The following is a 16,217-nucleotide window of genomic DNA, read 5'->3' on the forward strand; positions in this document are numbered from 1 at the left end:
TTGATTAGGAGGTAAATAGATATGGCTAAATTCATTCAAGAACTAGACCGCGTCGATTTTAAAAATACAACATCCGAAATGATTGAAGTAGGGGACATTGTGCCTATCGGTAAAATGCACGGTGTGGCAATTACAAACATTGGTCCTAATTCAATCGGTGCAGTTAAGGTAACTGGTTGCTTCGAAGTAGCGGCATTAACATCTGATTCTTTTGCGGTAGGTGATACTGTGTATTTTGACAAAGATCAAAAGCGAGCATCTAAGACGGACACTAACCCAGTATTAGGCGTGGCTCTCACAGAAAAACGCCCAGGTACTACAGTGTTGGAAGTCGCACTTATACCTAATGTAGAAAAGTAAAGTAATATAAGGGCGGGCATACGCCCGCCTACTCCATAGGAGGTAATGCACTATGAAATTAGGATATAAGCCTAATGCACTGCTTTCTGTATTTGGCGAAAAGATTACTTACAAGGGCCAGTCCATAAAAGCTAGCGTGGAGATTGGTGAATATGACGGCAAAGGATCTGGGTTTGTCGATAAAGCATTAGCTGATAAAGCTCAGATTTGGGTGCGTGCTAAGGATGTTCCTGAACCACGATCAAAAGACGAAGTGTATATCAATGGCGAGAAATGGTACGTTGATCACATTTCCAACTTCGACGGTACAATGTATTGTTTGGAAATCGTCCATAACGTGAGGGCGGTGAGACCGTAATGAGTAACGAGCCTATTACGATTACAGACACAGCCACACCGTATCTGAATTTCATCGCGGAAACCAAACCAGATTGGATGCGTAAAGCGTTAAAGTCAACAGGTTGGATGATGCAAAAGGAAATTAAGCAAGGCATTCGGTCGGGTGCACCAGGTGGACGTAGATATCCTAACTTCATGGCACCGGCTCGCAGGGCGGCATTTGAGTCAGCATTTGGTGCGAAACTTCGGAAAGCTTATCAAAGCGGAGGACGGGCAGAACGGGAAGCCTGGGGCTCGAAATCGCGAAATGCCTTACTTGATATGGGAATTAGCGCCAGGACAATCGGCTACAGTCCTCTCGGTAAGCTATCGAATGCAGTCGGATATCAATATGACAAAGGCAAGCAATCCGTCCGAGTTGGGTGGTTATCCAATTCGGCAAAACGATTGGGTGAACGAATTGAAGAGGGGTACACTAAGCAGATTACAGAGCCTATGCGCAAGAAGTTATTTGCTGCCGGTGTACCGTTACCAAAAGGAAAATCGATGTTCAAAATTCAGCCACGTCATACGTATGGTCCTATGAAAGCTGCGTTACAGCCTAAATTGAAACCTTATATCGAAAATAAGATAGGCGACTACGCTATTTATGGTCCAGCTGCACAATCCGCATCTCGACGTAGCTATAAGGTAAGGTGATATTAAATGTTACAACAAACAATCCCCATGTCACGTATAGTGAACCGATGGGCGGAAGCCTTATCGACAGATGAAGGATTAAATAAATTTTGTAATGACAAATACGGAAAGCCGGCGCAACTGTATGTCGGTTATGACGATGTTGACGCCCCGCTTGAAGATGACTGCCCTTGCATCATATTACTGCCAAGTAGCAAGCAAGAAGGATTTAACGACGAATATCACTATTCGTTGATGATTGTCTGGGGTATTGTACATAAAGGCGCAATTCGCGATAAGAATATCATTCGATATGATGGGGCCCTTGAATCAGATAATTTAGGGCAGCTAATTATCGAGTGCATCTGCAGGGTCAATACGGCGTTCCCGGTTATCGATATAGATTATGAATTGGATAGCATGAACTGGCGTCCTGTATTTACTGGGCGCCTGACAGCTACTATTACCATCCCGCATGTAATCGGCGGGAATATTGAATATTAAAGGAGGAAATGCATATGGCAACAGCAAAACGTGCACAGGGTTCTCAGTCCCATGTGGCGATTGCGTTTGAGGCGGATTTTGGTACAACGCCATCCACTGGTGGTGTAATCACGCCAATCATTTCTAGCTCCGTGAAAGCTAGTCAAAATTTAAACGATTCCACCGTAATACGTGGCGATCGTAATCCTGCAGCGCCATTCCGTGGCAACATTGACACGTCCGGTAGTTTGGTCGTGCCTGTTGGTGTAGTCGACATCGGCTACTGGCTAAAAGCTGCATTTGGTCAACCGACTTCTAATACAACTGGCCAAGCGCCAAATAAGAAGTCTGAGCATGTGTTTAAAATCGGTAACACAATGCCGTCGTTAACTATTGAGCAGGGGTACCCTGATGTTAACGTGTTCCAGCAATTTGCTGGCGCACGAGTTAGTAAATTAGGATTTAAGTTCGGCGGCGATGCCGAATTAACTGCATCCGTTGATGTGATGGGCTGTAAGGAAACATTAGCGGCCACTACATTTGATGCTGCAGCAAAAGCAGTTAATTTCTTACCGTTCCAAAACCTAAACGCAACAATTAAAGAAGGCGGCGTTACGGTGGCCAACATTTTAAGTTGCGATATCAACTTTGATTTTGGCTTGGATGGTGATTCTTACGCTATCGGCGGTAAAGGCTTTAGAACATACATCGACCCAGGTATTGTGTCAATTTCTGGGACGATTAAAGCATTCTTCCAAAATAAGGATCTTTTAAACAAAGCGGTTAACGGTACGGAATCCAGCTTGGAATTGCGACTTGAACAAGATGACTGGTCGCTTACATTCAAATTGCCTGAACTTGTGTACGAACGACAATCTCCAGGCATCGATGGTCCTCGTGGCGTCAATATTGAATTGCCGTTTAAAGCATACTATCGTGCAGATGCCGGTCGCTCTGCATCCATCATTACATTAGTTAATAATCAAGAACAATACTAGGAGGTGCCAACATGGCATTTGAAGATATTAAATTAAGAGGTTTAACATTTGCTGAGCGTAGCGAATTGATTAAGGCTGAATTAGATCCGTTATACACACCTCTTCCGGAAGAAACTCCTGAACCGGCTAAATTATTGTGGTATCGCGATTTAGCCGAATGGATTATGAAAAATGTGTATAAGATGTCTGATAGTGAAATCGCAGAAGCACCTAACGATGGCGTTATGGAATTAGCAATTGAAACTATGCGTTTCACTAATGAAAAAAAGGCTGAAATCGAAAAAAACTAATTGATGCGTGGAGTTGGCTCAACTCCGACAAACCAAAATACTGCTCTGATTGCATCAAGATGCAACGCGAGACTAAACAGAATTTTGACTGCTCGGAGTGTGAGTTCAATTCCCCGCACCAATTAGATGGAACGAGACAAGCAATGCGAGTATACAATGCTAGTCGTATGCAACGACGATGGCATTCAGGCGGTATTGCTGGATTCGATATGCCTGCGGTGTTAGAAGTGGCGAAGGCTTACGGCATCGAGCCACTACCGCACCTTATCGATTTGCTTATAATCTTGGAAGCTAAAGAGTTGGAGGTGGCGCACAAGAATGGCCAATAATTTAATTGATATTGTCGTTCAGCTGACAGATAAAAATACGGAAGCCGGACTCAAGAAAATTACTGCAAGTGCCGAAGGCGCCAAATCCGCTCTTGGCAAAATGAAGAATGACCTCATGGCGATAGGTGCCGGTGTTGGTGTTGTAGGCATCGGTGCCAAACTCGCAAAGGAAGCTATTCAGTGGGATGTAGCCGTTAAGAAGTTATCCGGTATCACAGGGGCAACAGCAAAAGAAACCAGTGAGCTATTAGCAGTAGCCAATTACATGGGGATTGCTATGGAGGATAGTGCTGGGGCATTCGCTAAGTTTTCAAAGAATGTTGGGGCGGCCAAAGAGAAAATGGAAGTCGCTCGGGCAGAGGGAAAACTCGGTACTGATATATTTAGTAAATTAGGCTACACGCTTGAACAGATTCAAGGTAAGAATACCGTTGAAGTGTTCAAGATGATACAGGAACGTCTAAGAGGCATGAAGGACGGGGCTGAGAAGACGCGTGTCGAAATGGAACTCTTTGGACGTACCGGGTATCAAATGCACGCCATGCTTAACATGTCCGCTGAGCAGATGGACAAAGTGGCTGAACGTGCCAAAGCAATGGGGCTTATCATTGACGACGAGACTGCAGCTAAATCTGCAAAGCTAAATCGGGAATTGAAAGATTTGGAAAATACGGGTAAAAGGCTTGCAGTATCCATCGGACATGAGTTAGTTCCTGTATTTAACGACTACGCAAAAGGTGTATTAGACGTCGCTAAAGAATTCGAGTCGATGACCGCTGAGCAAAAGGAAGCTATCGGCGGAATTGTTAAATTCGGTGCAGAAGCCGGAGCAGTAATCGTAGTTATGCGATCACTAACCAGTGCACTCGGATTTATGCGGTTAGCCACACTTGCGGCTGCAGGGCCGTGGGTAACATTGGCTACAGTAATTGGACTTGCTGGGAAAGCACTACTTGATTTCCGATATAACGAACAGACAAAAGCATCTTATACTGGCGTAGAAGTTGACGGTAAACGTATTCACAAGAATACTAATTCCACTACAGGTATGAGCCAAGCCTACATGGATAAGCATGATACTCGATATTGGATTGAGGATAGTGCGTGGCTCGGACTCGTAAAGAATGACCGCTTAGCTACAAAAGAAGAAGGCGCTAGAATCGATGCGGCTTTAAAGCAAAAAGAAGAGGCGGATGCTGCAAAAGCGAAACTCGATGAGGAACTCGCAAAAGCAAAAGAGGACCTTGCTAACGGTGGAGGTTTAACCAATACCGAGGCTATTAATAAGGCAAATGAGGAAGCAGCAAAGGCAGCCAAAGCCCAAGAACAGGCTGCAAAGAAAGCACAGCAAGCCGCCGAGAAGTTAACGAGTGCCGTGGAGCGTATGTCTGAACTATATCGGTCTCTTACTTTGCAAAGTCTGCAAATTGACGGCAGTCAATACGAAATCGATAAGCTAACTGCCAAGAACCAGTACGAAGCTAACAATAAGAATATCCGTGATATTATCCGCTCTGTTTCTGGATTGAGCGGAGGCGTTACTGGAGAAGCTGTAAGCGTACTGGACGCAGCTAACGAGCAACTCGGTAAGGCATACGAGTTAGGCGCAGATGGTACATGGGCAACAGATTGCGGCAAGCTATTCTCTGACTCTGTACTTCAAGCGTTTGGTAAGGATGTACCGCGATATGTTCCATCTATCATGGACGCAGCAAGAGCCGCTGGTGCTTGGCATGATGAGGACGATGGATACGTTCCTAAAGCCGGAGACGGGGTGGTTGTACTTGGCGATAATCATATTGTAATTAGTAACGGAAACGGCGGATATACTGGCGCTAATTCAAGCACAGGTGTAATTGCTAAACCATCTGTTACAGGCGATTTTGGTGCTATTACAGGGTATGTAGACACTAGCTTATTAGCAGGTGCTTCGAGTTATATGGCTGATACAGCAGGTAGTGCGGCAAATGCCAAGAAGCTTGCTGAGTCTGACCTAACTGCTTCCGTTCGTGCTAAAAACGAAGAGCTGTATCAAAAGAGATTAGCCGAAGCACAACGAAATCAGACTATCCGTGTTCGCAAGATGAACGAGGATATTAAGAAACTTGATCTCGAACGCACAGGCGACCGCTTACAATTACTCAAAGCTGAAGCTGAAGCACAAAAAGCGCAAATTGATGATAATGTTCGTGAGTACACAAAAGCGGTAGGCGATAAGGAACTCGCTGAAAAGAAAGCTCAAGCAGAGCGACTAAAAGTGGCGTCTGATACTGAGCAGAAAATCAGAGAGTTGGCGTACACGCAAACGAGTGAAACCGTTGACCACTTAACCAATATGGTTGCGCTTGGTCGCTTATCTCGCAGTGATGCGGACGCACTACTTGCTGAAGAGCTAAAGACCTATATTGACTATGCGCGGAGTGAAGTCAATGAGGCCCAGTTAACGGCTACTCAAAGACTGCAGATTGAAAAGAACCTATTGGAGTCTCAGCAGAAGTTATGGGAGCTTGCAGGTCGTAGTCTTAAAACAAGCTTACAAGAAGCTGCTCGACAATATAAGCAAGAGACTACCAATTATGCTGATTTAGCGAAATCTACTTTTGATAGTACGATGAGCTCTATTAATTCTGCGTGGACAAATAATCTCGAGGCTATGGCAACGGGAACGAAGTCGTTTAGTAAAGGAATTAAGGACATATTCAAGGATATGACGAACGCCATTATTAAGATGATGATTCAGTTAACGTTCCAACAATACATCATGCCTAAGTTGCAAGGATTATTTGGTGGTGCAGTAAGTGGTATTGGCTCACTAGGTGCTGCAAAAGGGACATCGTCCTTTGCCGGCGGTAGTTCGTTTAGTTCTGCATTTACAGGAAATCGATTCGCTGCCGGAGGAAAAACGAATCCAGGGCTTATGCTGGTTGGTGAAAACGGACCGGAACTATTACAGTCCTCTGGATCCCATCGTATTTACACAGCAAGCGAAACTCGTAGATTGGTAGGTGGTGGAGCTACAAGTAATAATGTGGTTGTTAATATCGTTAACCAATCCGGACAAGAACTTGAAAGCAAGCAGCAGAACTCTCGGTTTGATGGTGAGAATTATGTTATCGATGTAGTAGTTCGTGCTATGGAATCAAACAAAGGAGGTATGCGTGACGCCATCAAGGCATCCGCAGTATAACTATGGCAGTATTTCCAGATATTCGATGGCCGATATATCCAATTCAGGAGACTACTCCAGATATTTCGTATAAAGGCCAAGTTGAAAACATGACGCTAATCACAAGGAAGAAGACGACAAAGACCCGGCGGACATATTCCGTAGGGTACAAGTTACCAACAGCTGATTATTATAAACTTCGGTCATTCTTCGATGAAGTCAACTGCTCTGGTATATTTGCTTGGGTTCATCCGGAAACACGGGAAACACTAAATGTACGATTTGCTGATCAGTTAGACTTTGCGGCGAATGATTACGGAGTGTGGATGGGAACCGTGAAATTACAGGAGGTATAACATGTTACCGCTCTCAACGGCATCGATTTTAGAGAAAAACCAAATATCGGCCACAGGTGTGTGGTTAATGCTGTTAGAAATATCCTATAAAGGGGATACGATTCGATTGGTATACAATACGGAGAATATCCAATTTCAAGGCAATACCTATATCGCATTTCCATTTACCATTCAAGATGTCACCGAGAACGCAACGGATTTGCCTAATATTAAGTTATCTGTATCTAACGTTACTCGGACAATCCAGCGTATGGCAGAGTCTAATAATGGATTCACTGGAGCCAATGTCATCATTCGTGTAGTGAATACGAACATACCTGATGTGTGCGAGCAAGAGGAGCATTTCGTAATTACGGGAACTCATGCAAACGCAGAATGGATGGAGTTTACACTGGGTACTGACTTTAGCTTTACTCGACGCTTCCCATTAATCCGTGTGATGAAGGATTTCTGTCCGTTCAAATTTAAAGGGGTTCAGTGTGGATATAAGGGTCACGAAAATCAATGCAATAAAACCCTAGCGCGATGTCGTGAATTGGGGAACAGTACACGATTTGGCGGAGAACCTACTATCCCGCAAGGAGGACTGTATGCATCCAATAAGTGATTTGACTGATATGATAGGTACCCCATTCTCGGAAATGAAATGCTGGGATGTAGTTGTTGAGGTATATCGGCGTAGTGGAATATCACTACCCGAATATACCCAAATCCAAATGGATGAATGGCGCGAGGTTCGTGAGCCAATGCCAGGGAGTGTTTTGGTATTTGCGCTATATGGTAAAAATCTCGATCATGTAGGGGTTTATCTTGGTGAAGGTAAATTTATACACGCTACTGAACACAGTGGCACCTGTATAGAGCATATATCAAAATACGTGCCTCGATTGAAGCACATTTATGAAAGGAAGGAGTAGCAGATGGTTAATGTAATCATTGTAAATAATCCGTTCAAGCCAGAGCAACGGGATACAAAATATTTGCCATTTAAACAGGGCAAGTCTATCAGCTATTACTTCAGTGCACCTGGTGAATGGGCGTACTCAGTAAATGGACATGAAGCAGCGCCTGATACAGTTGTGAACGATGAAGACTACATTGTAGTAATGCCCCGAGTTGAGGGTAAATTCTTTGGTGTTCTTCTATCAATCGGGATGGCTGTATTTACCGGTGGTATCGCTTCGGGTGCTATCTTTGGTATACAAAGCTTAATTTGGCGGTCAGTAATTGCTATGGCGGTAGGGATGATAGGTAATGCTATCATTTCAAAGTTAACTGCCCCTAAGGTTGACCGTTCGAATTCCGAACAGTCAAATACATATGGCTGGGGAGGTACTGAAACTGTTACCGGACAAGGTTACCCTTTAGCCGTTACGTATGGCCGAATGAAAAGCGCTGGGTTATTATTATCCCGCCATGTAATTAGTGATGGTGAAAAGCAATATCTTAATCTCTTATACTGTGCCGGTGAGGGCGAGTTATCAAAGATAGAAGATATTCGTATAAACGCTAACCCAATCAGTAATTATAAAGATGTGCAGGTGGATATCAGAAAGGGCACAAATGACCAAACAGTTATCCAAAATTTCAATGATAACTTTGCGGATCAATCCCTAAACTATGAATTGACTGAATCATGGAATACGCAACAGGTACAAGGCGATGCGTGTGACGCGATAGAGTTAACTGTTGGATTCCCAAACGGATTATATTATTCAAATGATAGCGGCGGCGCTGACCGTACGTCTGTCACGTTGAAAGCAGAAATCCGTAAGGTAGGCGATGAGTCCTGGCAGGCATTACCTTTAGCAAATCAAAAAGGCATGGCCGGTCACATTAAGCGTCGGGATGCGTGGAACTTTATTAAGTCAGACAATAGCGTGACGAATACATCTGATTACGCAGGACGAATTGAAGAGGCGACAAATAATGCGTTTTATCGTGTATTTCGATTCGACAATCTCGAAAAGGCTCGCTACGAAATTCGTATGCGATGCAGTGCGAAAGATGGGAAAAGCCTGCGTCATGTTAATAAGGTCTACTGGGTACAACTAACTCAAATTATATATGACGATTTCGTGCATCCAGGGAAAGCCCTCATTGGAATTAAGGCTTTGGCCACATCTCAACTAAGTGGAACTGATCCAAAAGTGACATGGATTCAAGAACGTTCAGAGGTGTATGTGTTCAATCCGTATATCAATAAGTACGAAGCTCAACCAGCGGATAATCCGGCATGGGCTGCATATGATTTAATCCACATCTGCCGTAAGATTGGCGGTGAATATATTGTATTCGGACAGCCCCATATGCGCCTTGACTATAACGCATTTAAGGCATGGGCGGATAAGTGTAAAACGAATGGGTTTACATTCAATTATATATACGACACCGCTATGCGATTATGGGATGCGTTAAAGTATCCAGAGGCAGTAGGTCGAGGGAAGGTAATTCCTGTAGGAACCAGGTTCACATGCGTTAGCGATTATCAATCTACACCGGTACAGTTGTTTACTGTAGCCAATATCAAACACGGCAGCTTTACTGAAGAGTTTCAAGGTGTGGAGGCTAGGGCTAACTCTGTTGAAATATCGTTCCTTAACAAGGATAAGGATTATGAGCGAGACGTCATTCCGGTATATGGTGACACTTACGACGAGTCGGATACACTAACAAATCCGGCACAAGTTGAACTCATGGGGTGTACTAGCCTTGAACAGGCATATAAACACGGTAAGCATTTCTTGCGATGCAATAAATATGAAATACGTACTGTGACAATAGAGGCGTTTACGGATGCCATAGCGTGCACGGTAGGAGATATTATTCTAATACAGCACGACATACCTGAATGGGGCGAGGGCGGTCGTGTGGTTGCGGTAAGTGGCCAGACGATTACACTCGACAAGGAAGTGTCGGTACAACCAGGGAAGAATTATCAGTTGCTGATTCGTAGCAACGCTACGGATATCGTCTCTACGTTTAACGTAGTAAATGTATCGGGTTTCAATGTGATTGTTAAAGAGGCTATACCAGTGCAGCCTGATGCGGTATATGCATTCGGAGAGATTTCTAAATCGGCTAAGCCATTTCGGGTGTTGGCTATTACAAAGACGCTATCAGAAATGACTCGTAAGATCCAATGCATGGAATACTATCCAGAACTCTATGTATCAGATGATGGCACGGTGCCAAGTATTGATTATACGAATCACGGTGCATCTGATATTCAATCAGTAGGGTTAGTGAGCGATGTCTATGGTGCTAACGGCATCATGTACTCACGTATAGGTGTAACATGGCAGTTACCTCGCGATGGAAAAGTCTCAAATGTAGTCGTGAATTACCGAAATGTAAAGAGCGATACGTGGACATATGTTGGAAACTACCCAGCATCCACAAACGCTACCACAATATCCGATGTGCTGCTAGGCGCGAACTATGAAGTACGCGTGCAGGCAATTAATGATTTAGGGCAGCTTACTACAGGTGTCACTAAATCGATTAATATACCCAAAATGCAAGCACCGGAGGATGTGCAAAATTTGCACGTACTCAGTCGATACAATCAGACTGCAGATAAAAGCGTGTATTACGACTTACAAGTACTATTTGATCCACCTAGTAATCCGGCTAACTTTGATGTGGCGGAGGTTTGGTATATGCTAACCGCTAAAAGCGGAAAGCCTGTGCCAGGGCAAGAATGGCAGTACGCTGGCAGTAGTAATAGTCAGGTTATTATCAAATCATTAGGTCCAGGTGAGGAGTATAGAATCAAAGCGATTTCGGTTGACCGATTTGGTAACCGGGCAGAAACAGCTCAAATGGTTGATGTGATAGTCAAACCGATGGACGCGATACCTGATATGCCTAGCAACTTCGGTATTACTTTCGGTAGAAATGCCACCGCATCATGGGATGAGGTACTGAATGCTGACGTCGACTATTACGAATTACGTACCGATAATAATCCTGGTAAAGATACGAATGCTTTATTGGCAAGAGTTAAAGGTACCTCTGCTGTACTTACCCTATCTAAACGAGCGGATACTGTTTATTTATATGCTCGCAGCACGTTGGGCAAATACTCGACTGCAGCAATGTACGAGTATAACGTTCCGCAGTTGGCCGCGCCTAATCTTGTAGTAAAAAGCCAGTTAGGTGGATTTAATCTTTACTTCTCTACTAAGCCGGCACAAGCATACGCAATCAGATGCCACGTGATCGGAGATGAACGCACCGATGATTTTGAAACTACTAGCACCATGCTGACATATTCGAACTCAGCCGGAATATACCGGATACGTTGCTCGTTTGTTGATGTGTTCGGAGATGGACTTGTTAACGAGAAGCAAGTCGTGATTAAGACACAAATTGATGCGAGCTTGCTAGACCTTGAGTCTCTTGGATTGAATAAAGTTGATGAGCGAATTAAAGAGCTTGATAAGAAATTCAATAAGAATTCTGAAGAGACCACTAGAAGAATTACGAATTTGGCGTCACATACGGAATCTCGCATTACTGAGTTAGCTGGTAGCATTGATTTGCAAGTTAAAAAAAGTATTGGTGAGATTGATGGTGGTGAGTTGGTATCTCGCATTAACCTCAGTCAGTCCGGAGTATACATTGCGGGGAAATTGATTCACATCACTGGAGCGACTAAGTTCGACGATAACGTCATTGTTAATAAGATGATTCAGGCTAACGCAGTTACTGCCGACAAATTACATGTTGATAGTTTATCGGCGGTGTCCGGTACAATCGGGTTACTTCGTTCGAAAGAGACGGGCGCTCGTGTTGAGATTCAGGATAATCTTATTACAGGCTTTGATGATGATAACAACCCTCGGATTAAGCTTGGATGCTGGTAGGAGGTATTATGGAACCGCATGTATTAGCTTATGATGCTAACGGCAATATCATACTAAATCTCAAGGAAAGGCTCACGCGTATCGAGGGGCGGATATATGTATCTGACATCCCAAATCGACGTCAACAAATTACTGTGAATGGTTTACAGTCTGGGCAACATGTCTGGGCCGCAGCCATGGGGCAGTACTTAGTGGCAGAGGTTAGGGGCAATGTCATAACATATTATTTTGCGGTGTCCCAGGATGAATATAATATCAATCGTCAATTTAAAGATCTTACATATGAAGGGTGGTTGGCGTATGGAATTTATTAACATCCAGAATAAAGAAGGTGTCACGATTATAAACGATACCTATGATAATCTAGTATATCTTAGCTTTCCTAAACAAAAAGATGCAGTTCTTTACACTGGGGCAATGAGGGGGATAACGCCAACAGTTCAAATTCCACTCAAGCCCGCAGCTTACACTCCTATGATGGTACCTACAAGTAAATTCCAATACGGATATATCGCAGGGGAGGCTAATGTAATCCAGGTCTTTTATGTCACTAATTACGCATATCATGGTGATGCACCTCTTATAGCAGTATCAGTTCCACAAGGATATGAATTCGCAGCTCAGTGGGTTCATAAACGTCGTGAACGATTAATGGTGCTGGTAGTGGATGTAATTAAGCCAGGCGAAAAGGTAACGCAAGCAATGGTTGATGAAGTGAAAGCCGGCATCAAGTTTTATTGCTTCGGCTATTTCGAGGATGTTGTGGCTAATGCAAATACACCTCGTATTCGATTTGTTGACAAGGTAGGAAGTAGTAAGCCTAATACGGCATTGCAAGTGCTTGGCCGTCACAAGTACTATAAAGCATCCTGGGTAGCAGATTACAATCTGCAGAATGATGTGATATATGATAGCCGCATCAGGTACCTACGCATAATCGATCACTATGCGCATGATTGGTATAACCAGTTATCAAACTACGTTCCGGATACTTTTACAAACATGGCCCGTGATCCAAAGACTTATGGCGTCAAGGTTGCGATTATACCCATGTCTGTAATCGATGTATCCGTTTGGGGGCCCAATATCAATAACGGAGATAAAAAGTCACACACGGGGCGAGTGTGGCAAACGTTCAGATTTCACGATGAGAGTACCGTATCGCTGAAATCGTATCAGTTCATTGATTGGAATACAGTCACCACGTATCCTGTAGGTTGCTCGGGTAAAACCACATCTCAGTATTTGGTGGTCGATGTGACCGGGTACGATAAACAAGGTACGATTCCATTCAATTAAGGGAGATGATAAATAATGAATGTAAAAGATATAGACCTCAATATTGGCGAGGATTTCGGGATAGTTTACGCAGTCCAAGATGACAATGTGGATTTGACAGGGTTTAAGTCAGTATTCGCCATACGAAAGCGAGCAAGTGGTCCGCTTGTTATTAAAGTGCAAGGGGTAGCATCTGGGAAGATTGCGACATTCAATATTTCCGGAAAGGATACCCTAGAAATTAAGTCCTTTGGTGAGCATGTGTATGATGCTTTTGCATATAAGGAATCGGAGCCTAGCCGATACTACAAACTGGGCATGGGGGTAGTCAACATAATTCAGGATGTGGCCATGCATGATTAGAGGAGGAATGTATTATGCAAAACAAAGTGTTACCAGTAAGAATTGAAAGTCCGATTAAAGTAGAGGCGGAAGTAAAAGCAACCATGGTAGGTGATAATGGAAAAAGTGCTTATGAAATCGCTTTAGCACATGGATTCGTAGGAACCGAGGAGCAGTGGTTGGAATCCTTAAAAGCAAAGCTGCCTAACTTATCAGGAGTTATGTCAGCACTTCAAGGTAAGAACATTCTTATTAATAGCGGTACCCTTGAAGCGATATTAACTGCTATTGTCCATGCGTTGGCTGAACAGCCTTATGCACCACTTACATTTAACGAACCAAGAAAAGGGGATACTGAAATTCGAGTAACTGGGCAAGATGGCTTTAAAGTTCGAGTGCGCGGTGAGGAGGAGTCTGTTGAAATCCAATCCGGAAGTGCCACTATTAGAATTCAGCCTTATGGTGCAGATGATATTTATCTTGAATATCTTAACTTAATCGATCATGTCGTTGATACTGTTAAAATCAAAGGTCTTGTTGAATTCAATCCGGAAACGGCCACAGAGATTCTGCCTAAGCAGTTCTATGGCCGTAGTGACTTAGAGGGTGAACTTACCTGTCCAAACGTTGTTAAGGTTGGTGCATTAGCATTCGTTGGAACCGATCACAACATTATCAATTTGCCGAAGGCCACTGATATTGATAGGGATGCTTTCGCTAACAGTTCTCTTGCCGTAATCAATATCCCCGCATTTGTATGGGCAGATGATAACCTTGATTTAAAATCTTATGACCTCATTAGGGTTAATAAAATGACTGTTAGCGAGGAATCTCATCCGCCACGAAATGTTATGATGCAGAGAATTTCATTAGAGGTCTACAATCCAGACCATACTAAAAAATGGAATCTTTATAACGAGAAATGGGAGAAAACGGAGGCCTAAATGGACGAAATTAGATTATTGCTAATGGACTTCGGAATACCTCCATATTTTGCGGATATTGGCTTTTGGGTGACCCTCTTGGGGGTCATCTGGGCTGCTCTGCGGGGTTCGTTTCGTGCGATGGTGTGGTTCTTAGAACATACCTCGTTAGTTGCGGTTAAGCAAGAATTAGATGACCATTTGGCTCGGCGCCTGGATAAGCAGCGTAAGGACTATGACGATAAGTTATCCGATGCAATCAACAGTATTGCTGATTTAACAAAAAGTAATCAGGAAATACTAAAGCAATTGGTCAAGTTGGAAGAACGAGATGCAGCGAAATTTCACCGGCTTAATAACCTTGAAACCACAGTTCAAAGTCTGAGTACTGAACTGATGCATATCCAAGTTCTAAACAATATGCCAATAGGAAGAAGTATCACACTTAATACGGACGATATAGGAGGTGACTGATAATGAAATATCAAATCATGAACCGACTGAAATCAGCATATGGTGCTGTTCGTGTTGCTAATATTAGACCTACTGGAGTACTAGCGACACGGATTCTAGTACTTGTTATGCTAATTCCTATTTGGCTAGTCATAACAGAGTATGTTATGGCATTTGCTAGGGGCTATGTATCAAGTGAAACTAATAAGCTGATTGATGTTGGGCTCAATATTATTGACCATATATTCATTCCTAGTGTATTGACAGCCGTAGTAGGCTTCCTAGGACTTTGGTTGGATAGAAACAATAATGGTGTCCCTGATAAATTAGAAGGAGGTAGTAATAATGATGAAAATATTTATAAATCCAGGTCATGATATTGACCTGGATAGCGGAGCAGTAAATCCTAACACAGGACGTCGTGAATGCGACGTTGCTCGTGATGCGGGTAAGTTATTGGCTTGTTATTTACAAACGGCAGGATGCGAAGTGCGCACCCTACAAAATGATGACTTAGGTCTTGTGTGTGCTGAATCCAATGAATGGGGCGCAGATATATTTGTATCACTCCACTGTAACGCATTCAATACGCAGGCACGTGGCACTGAAACATTATTTAAGTCCTTTAACGGGCAACGCTTAGCGAATGACATTCAATCACAAATCATTCGCAGCATTAATACCGTGGATCGCGGCGTTAAGGAACGTCAAGATTTATGGGTATTAAACGGCACAGATGCAACAGCCGTGTTAGTTGAAATGGCATTCATTGATAATGATGAAGACCTAGCACTACTTAACAATGACCTTGATACTATAGTGCGTGCTATAGCAAGGGGCATTACGGACTTTATAGGAGGGGAATAATGTATGACAAAATCAAAATTTTACTTAATCACCCTACTTACCGCTATATTATTATCGGTGGTATTGGGCTCGTCATCTGTCTTTGCCTCAGATATATCTTCTACCAACCAAGCGGAACCGACTATCAGCGTGCCCGTGAGTCAGTGGAACGAATTGAAAAGCAACAACGCGAAAGCGTTGAGCTTAATCGAAGCATCCAGCGTTCCATTGACAGAAGCACAGACTATAGCCGTGAAGCAGCGACAAGAATTGAACGAAGCACACGATACAATCAACAAATTAACGACCGAATTGGACAAAGCCAAAGCGGACTTAGTGAAGCAAGACGCTACCTTATCAGAAATGCAGAGCTCTTTGATAGAATTGAAAGAGAAAGTCGAGAACGACAAGAAAACAATCCATCGACTCAAGATGCAACGCAACCTATCCCAAATACTGGGAGCGGGTGCGACAATCGGAGTAGTAATTCATCGATGACTGAGAG

20 protein-coding genes are annotated in these 16,217 nt (G+C 43.4%); all 20 read left to right on the forward strand.

What is annotated here, in order from left to right:
* Positions 1–21 precede the first annotated feature (21 nt).
* The 20 genes from E6X37_RS00450 to E6X37_RS00545 all read left to right on the forward strand — a co-directional run bounded on the left by E6X37_RS00450 (position 22) and on the right by E6X37_RS00545 (position 16,210).
* Positions 22–360, forward strand: a complete 339-nt coding sequence (locus E6X37_RS00450) for a DUF2190 family protein (RefSeq protein ID WP_316689353.1) — start codon at positions 22–24, stop codon at positions 358–360.
* Positions 361–412: 52 nt separating this feature from the next.
* A complete protein-coding gene (locus E6X37_RS00455; protein ID WP_316102063.1) occupies positions 413–718 on the forward strand; it encodes a hypothetical protein in 306 nt (101 codons plus the stop codon).
* Positions 718–1,398, forward strand: a complete 681-nt coding sequence (locus tag E6X37_RS00460; protein WP_316689354.1) for a hypothetical protein — start codon at positions 718–720, stop codon at positions 1,396–1,398. Before E6X37_RS00455 ends, E6X37_RS00460 begins: the two co-directional genes overlap by 1 nt.
* A 6-nt stretch (positions 1,399–1,404) precedes the next feature.
* Positions 1,405–1,881: a hypothetical protein gene (locus E6X37_RS00465; protein WP_316689355.1), complete on the forward strand. Its 477-nt coding sequence runs from the start codon at positions 1,405–1,407 to the stop codon at positions 1,879–1,881.
* Between the two features lie 14 nt (positions 1,882–1,895).
* Entirely contained in the window at positions 1,896–2,858 is a 963-nt protein-coding gene (locus E6X37_RS00470; RefSeq protein ID WP_316603902.1) for a phage tail tube protein, read from the forward strand.
* An 11-nt stretch (positions 2,859–2,869) separates the two neighbouring features.
* Positions 2,870–3,148, forward strand: coding sequence for a hypothetical protein (locus E6X37_RS00475; RefSeq protein ID WP_004697615.1), 279 nt, complete (start codon positions 2,870–2,872; stop codon positions 3,146–3,148).
* Positions 3,149–3,291: 143 nt separating this feature from the next.
* A complete protein-coding gene (locus E6X37_RS00480; protein ID WP_315307183.1) occupies positions 3,292–3,477 on the forward strand; it encodes a hypothetical protein in 186 nt (61 codons plus the stop codon).
* Entirely contained in the window at positions 3,467–6,664 is a 3,198-nt protein-coding gene (locus tag E6X37_RS00485) for a phage tail tape measure C-terminal domain-containing protein (protein WP_316689357.1), read from the forward strand. The genes E6X37_RS00480 and E6X37_RS00485 overlap by 11 nt, the downstream gene beginning before the upstream one ends.
* A 2-nt stretch (positions 6,665–6,666) precedes the next feature.
* The gene (locus tag E6X37_RS00490; protein WP_316060849.1) at positions 6,667–6,999 is read left to right on the forward strand and encodes a hypothetical protein; all 333 of its coding nucleotides are present in this window, start codon (positions 6,667–6,669) and stop codon (positions 6,997–6,999) included.
* Between the two features lies 1 nt (position 7,000).
* Positions 7,001–7,606 (forward strand): DUF1833 family protein, encoded by a 606-nt coding sequence (locus tag E6X37_RS00495; RefSeq protein ID WP_278621826.1) that lies wholly within the window; start codon positions 7,001–7,003, stop codon positions 7,604–7,606.
* Positions 7,590–7,916, forward strand: coding sequence for a C40 family peptidase (locus E6X37_RS00500; protein ID WP_278621825.1), 327 nt, complete (start codon positions 7,590–7,592; stop codon positions 7,914–7,916). Before E6X37_RS00495 ends, E6X37_RS00500 begins: the two co-directional genes overlap by 17 nt.
* Before the next feature lie 3 nt (positions 7,917–7,919).
* Positions 7,920–11,870 carry a host specificity factor TipJ family phage tail protein gene (locus tag E6X37_RS00505; protein WP_316689359.1) on the forward strand — a complete coding sequence of 1,317 codons (3,951 nt, stop codon included), beginning with the start codon at positions 7,920–7,922 and terminating at the stop codon, positions 11,868–11,870.
* Positions 11,871–11,878: 8 nt separating this feature from the next.
* Positions 11,879–12,184, forward strand: coding sequence for a hypothetical protein (locus tag E6X37_RS00510; RefSeq protein WP_316687653.1), 306 nt, complete (start codon positions 11,879–11,881; stop codon positions 12,182–12,184).
* Positions 12,171–13,169 carry a hypothetical protein gene (locus E6X37_RS00515; RefSeq protein ID WP_316689360.1) on the forward strand — a complete coding sequence of 333 codons (999 nt, stop codon included), beginning with the start codon at positions 12,171–12,173 and terminating at the stop codon, positions 13,167–13,169. Before E6X37_RS00510 ends, E6X37_RS00515 begins: the two co-directional genes overlap by 14 nt.
* A 15-nt stretch (positions 13,170–13,184) precedes the next feature.
* Complete coding sequence (locus E6X37_RS00520; RefSeq protein ID WP_278469880.1) at positions 13,185–13,511, forward strand: hypothetical protein; 327 nt, start codon at positions 13,185–13,187, stop codon at positions 13,509–13,511.
* Between the two features lie 14 nt (positions 13,512–13,525).
* Positions 13,526–14,434 (forward strand): lysyl-tRNA synthetase, encoded by a 909-nt coding sequence (locus E6X37_RS00525; RefSeq protein WP_316689361.1) that lies wholly within the window; start codon positions 13,526–13,528, stop codon positions 14,432–14,434.
* Positions 14,435–14,887, forward strand: a complete 453-nt coding sequence (locus tag E6X37_RS00530; protein ID WP_293909772.1) for a hypothetical protein — start codon at positions 14,435–14,437, stop codon at positions 14,885–14,887.
* A gap of 2 nt (positions 14,888–14,889) precedes the next feature.
* Entirely contained in the window at positions 14,890–15,243 is a 354-nt protein-coding gene (locus tag E6X37_RS00535; RefSeq protein WP_314985213.1) for a hypothetical protein, read from the forward strand.
* Positions 15,215–15,733: an N-acetylmuramoyl-L-alanine amidase family protein gene (locus E6X37_RS00540; protein ID WP_316689545.1), complete on the forward strand. Its 519-nt coding sequence runs from the start codon at positions 15,215–15,217 to the stop codon at positions 15,731–15,733. The genes E6X37_RS00535 and E6X37_RS00540 overlap by 29 nt, the downstream gene beginning before the upstream one ends.
* Positions 15,734–15,736: 3 nt before the next feature.
* Positions 15,737–16,210 (forward strand): hypothetical protein, encoded by a 474-nt coding sequence (locus tag E6X37_RS00545; protein WP_316689362.1) that lies wholly within the window; start codon positions 15,737–15,739, stop codon positions 16,208–16,210.
* The last annotated feature ends 7 nt before the right edge of the window (positions 16,211–16,217 follow it).

It is taken from the genome of Veillonella parvula (assembly GCF_032550495.1).
Classification (GTDB): domain Bacteria; phylum Bacillota; class Negativicutes; order Veillonellales; family Veillonellaceae; genus Veillonella; species Veillonella parvula_G.

What these genes read in the sequence shown, in the direction of transcription:
- E6X37_RS00540 (WP_316689545.1), top strand. Translation starts at nt 15,215, where the DNA reads ATGAAAATATTTATAAATCCAGGTCATGATATTGACCTGGATAGCGGA.
- E6X37_RS00460 (WP_316689354.1), top strand. Translation starts at nt 718, where the DNA reads ATGAGTAACGAGCCTATTACGATTACAGACACAGCCACACCGTATCTG.
- E6X37_RS00505 (WP_316689359.1), top strand. Translation starts at nt 7,920, where the DNA reads ATGGTTAATGTAATCATTGTAAATAATCCGTTCAAGCCAGAGCAACGG.
- E6X37_RS00465 (WP_316689355.1), top strand. Translation starts at nt 1,405, where the DNA reads ATGTTACAACAAACAATCCCCATGTCACGTATAGTGAACCGATGGGCG.
- E6X37_RS00470 (WP_316603902.1), top strand. Translation starts at nt 1,896, where the DNA reads ATGGCAACAGCAAAACGTGCACAGGGTTCTCAGTCCCATGTGGCGATT.
- E6X37_RS00495 (WP_278621826.1), top strand. Translation starts at nt 7,001, where the DNA reads ATGTTACCGCTCTCAACGGCATCGATTTTAGAGAAAAACCAAATATCG.
- E6X37_RS00525 (WP_316689361.1), top strand. Translation starts at nt 13,526, where the DNA reads ATGCAAAACAAAGTGTTACCAGTAAGAATTGAAAGTCCGATTAAAGTA.
- E6X37_RS00455 (WP_316102063.1), top strand. Translation starts at nt 413, where the DNA reads ATGAAATTAGGATATAAGCCTAATGCACTGCTTTCTGTATTTGGCGAA.
- E6X37_RS00485 (WP_316689357.1), top strand. Translation starts at nt 3,467, where the DNA reads ATGGCCAATAATTTAATTGATATTGTCGTTCAGCTGACAGATAAAAAT.
- E6X37_RS00530 (WP_293909772.1), top strand. Translation starts at nt 14,435, where the DNA reads ATGGACGAAATTAGATTATTGCTAATGGACTTCGGAATACCTCCATAT.
- E6X37_RS00510 (WP_316687653.1), top strand. Translation starts at nt 11,879, where the DNA reads ATGGAACCGCATGTATTAGCTTATGATGCTAACGGCAATATCATACTA.
- E6X37_RS00500 (WP_278621825.1), top strand. Translation starts at nt 7,590, where the DNA reads ATGCATCCAATAAGTGATTTGACTGATATGATAGGTACCCCATTCTCG.
- E6X37_RS00475 (WP_004697615.1), top strand. Translation starts at nt 2,870, where the DNA reads ATGGCATTTGAAGATATTAAATTAAGAGGTTTAACATTTGCTGAGCGT.
- E6X37_RS00535 (WP_314985213.1), top strand. Translation starts at nt 14,890, where the DNA reads ATGAAATATCAAATCATGAACCGACTGAAATCAGCATATGGTGCTGTT.
- E6X37_RS00450 (WP_316689353.1), top strand. Translation starts at nt 22, where the DNA reads ATGGCTAAATTCATTCAAGAACTAGACCGCGTCGATTTTAAAAATACA.
- E6X37_RS00480 (WP_315307183.1), top strand. Translation starts at nt 3,292, where the DNA reads ATGCGAGTATACAATGCTAGTCGTATGCAACGACGATGGCATTCAGGC.
- E6X37_RS00545 (WP_316689362.1), top strand. Translation starts at nt 15,737, where the DNA reads ATGACAAAATCAAAATTTTACTTAATCACCCTACTTACCGCTATATTA.
- E6X37_RS00515 (WP_316689360.1), top strand. Translation starts at nt 12,171, where the DNA reads ATGGAATTTATTAACATCCAGAATAAAGAAGGTGTCACGATTATAAAC.
- E6X37_RS00490 (WP_316060849.1), top strand. Translation starts at nt 6,667, where the DNA reads ATGGCAGTATTTCCAGATATTCGATGGCCGATATATCCAATTCAGGAG.
- E6X37_RS00520 (WP_278469880.1), top strand. Translation starts at nt 13,185, where the DNA reads ATGAATGTAAAAGATATAGACCTCAATATTGGCGAGGATTTCGGGATA.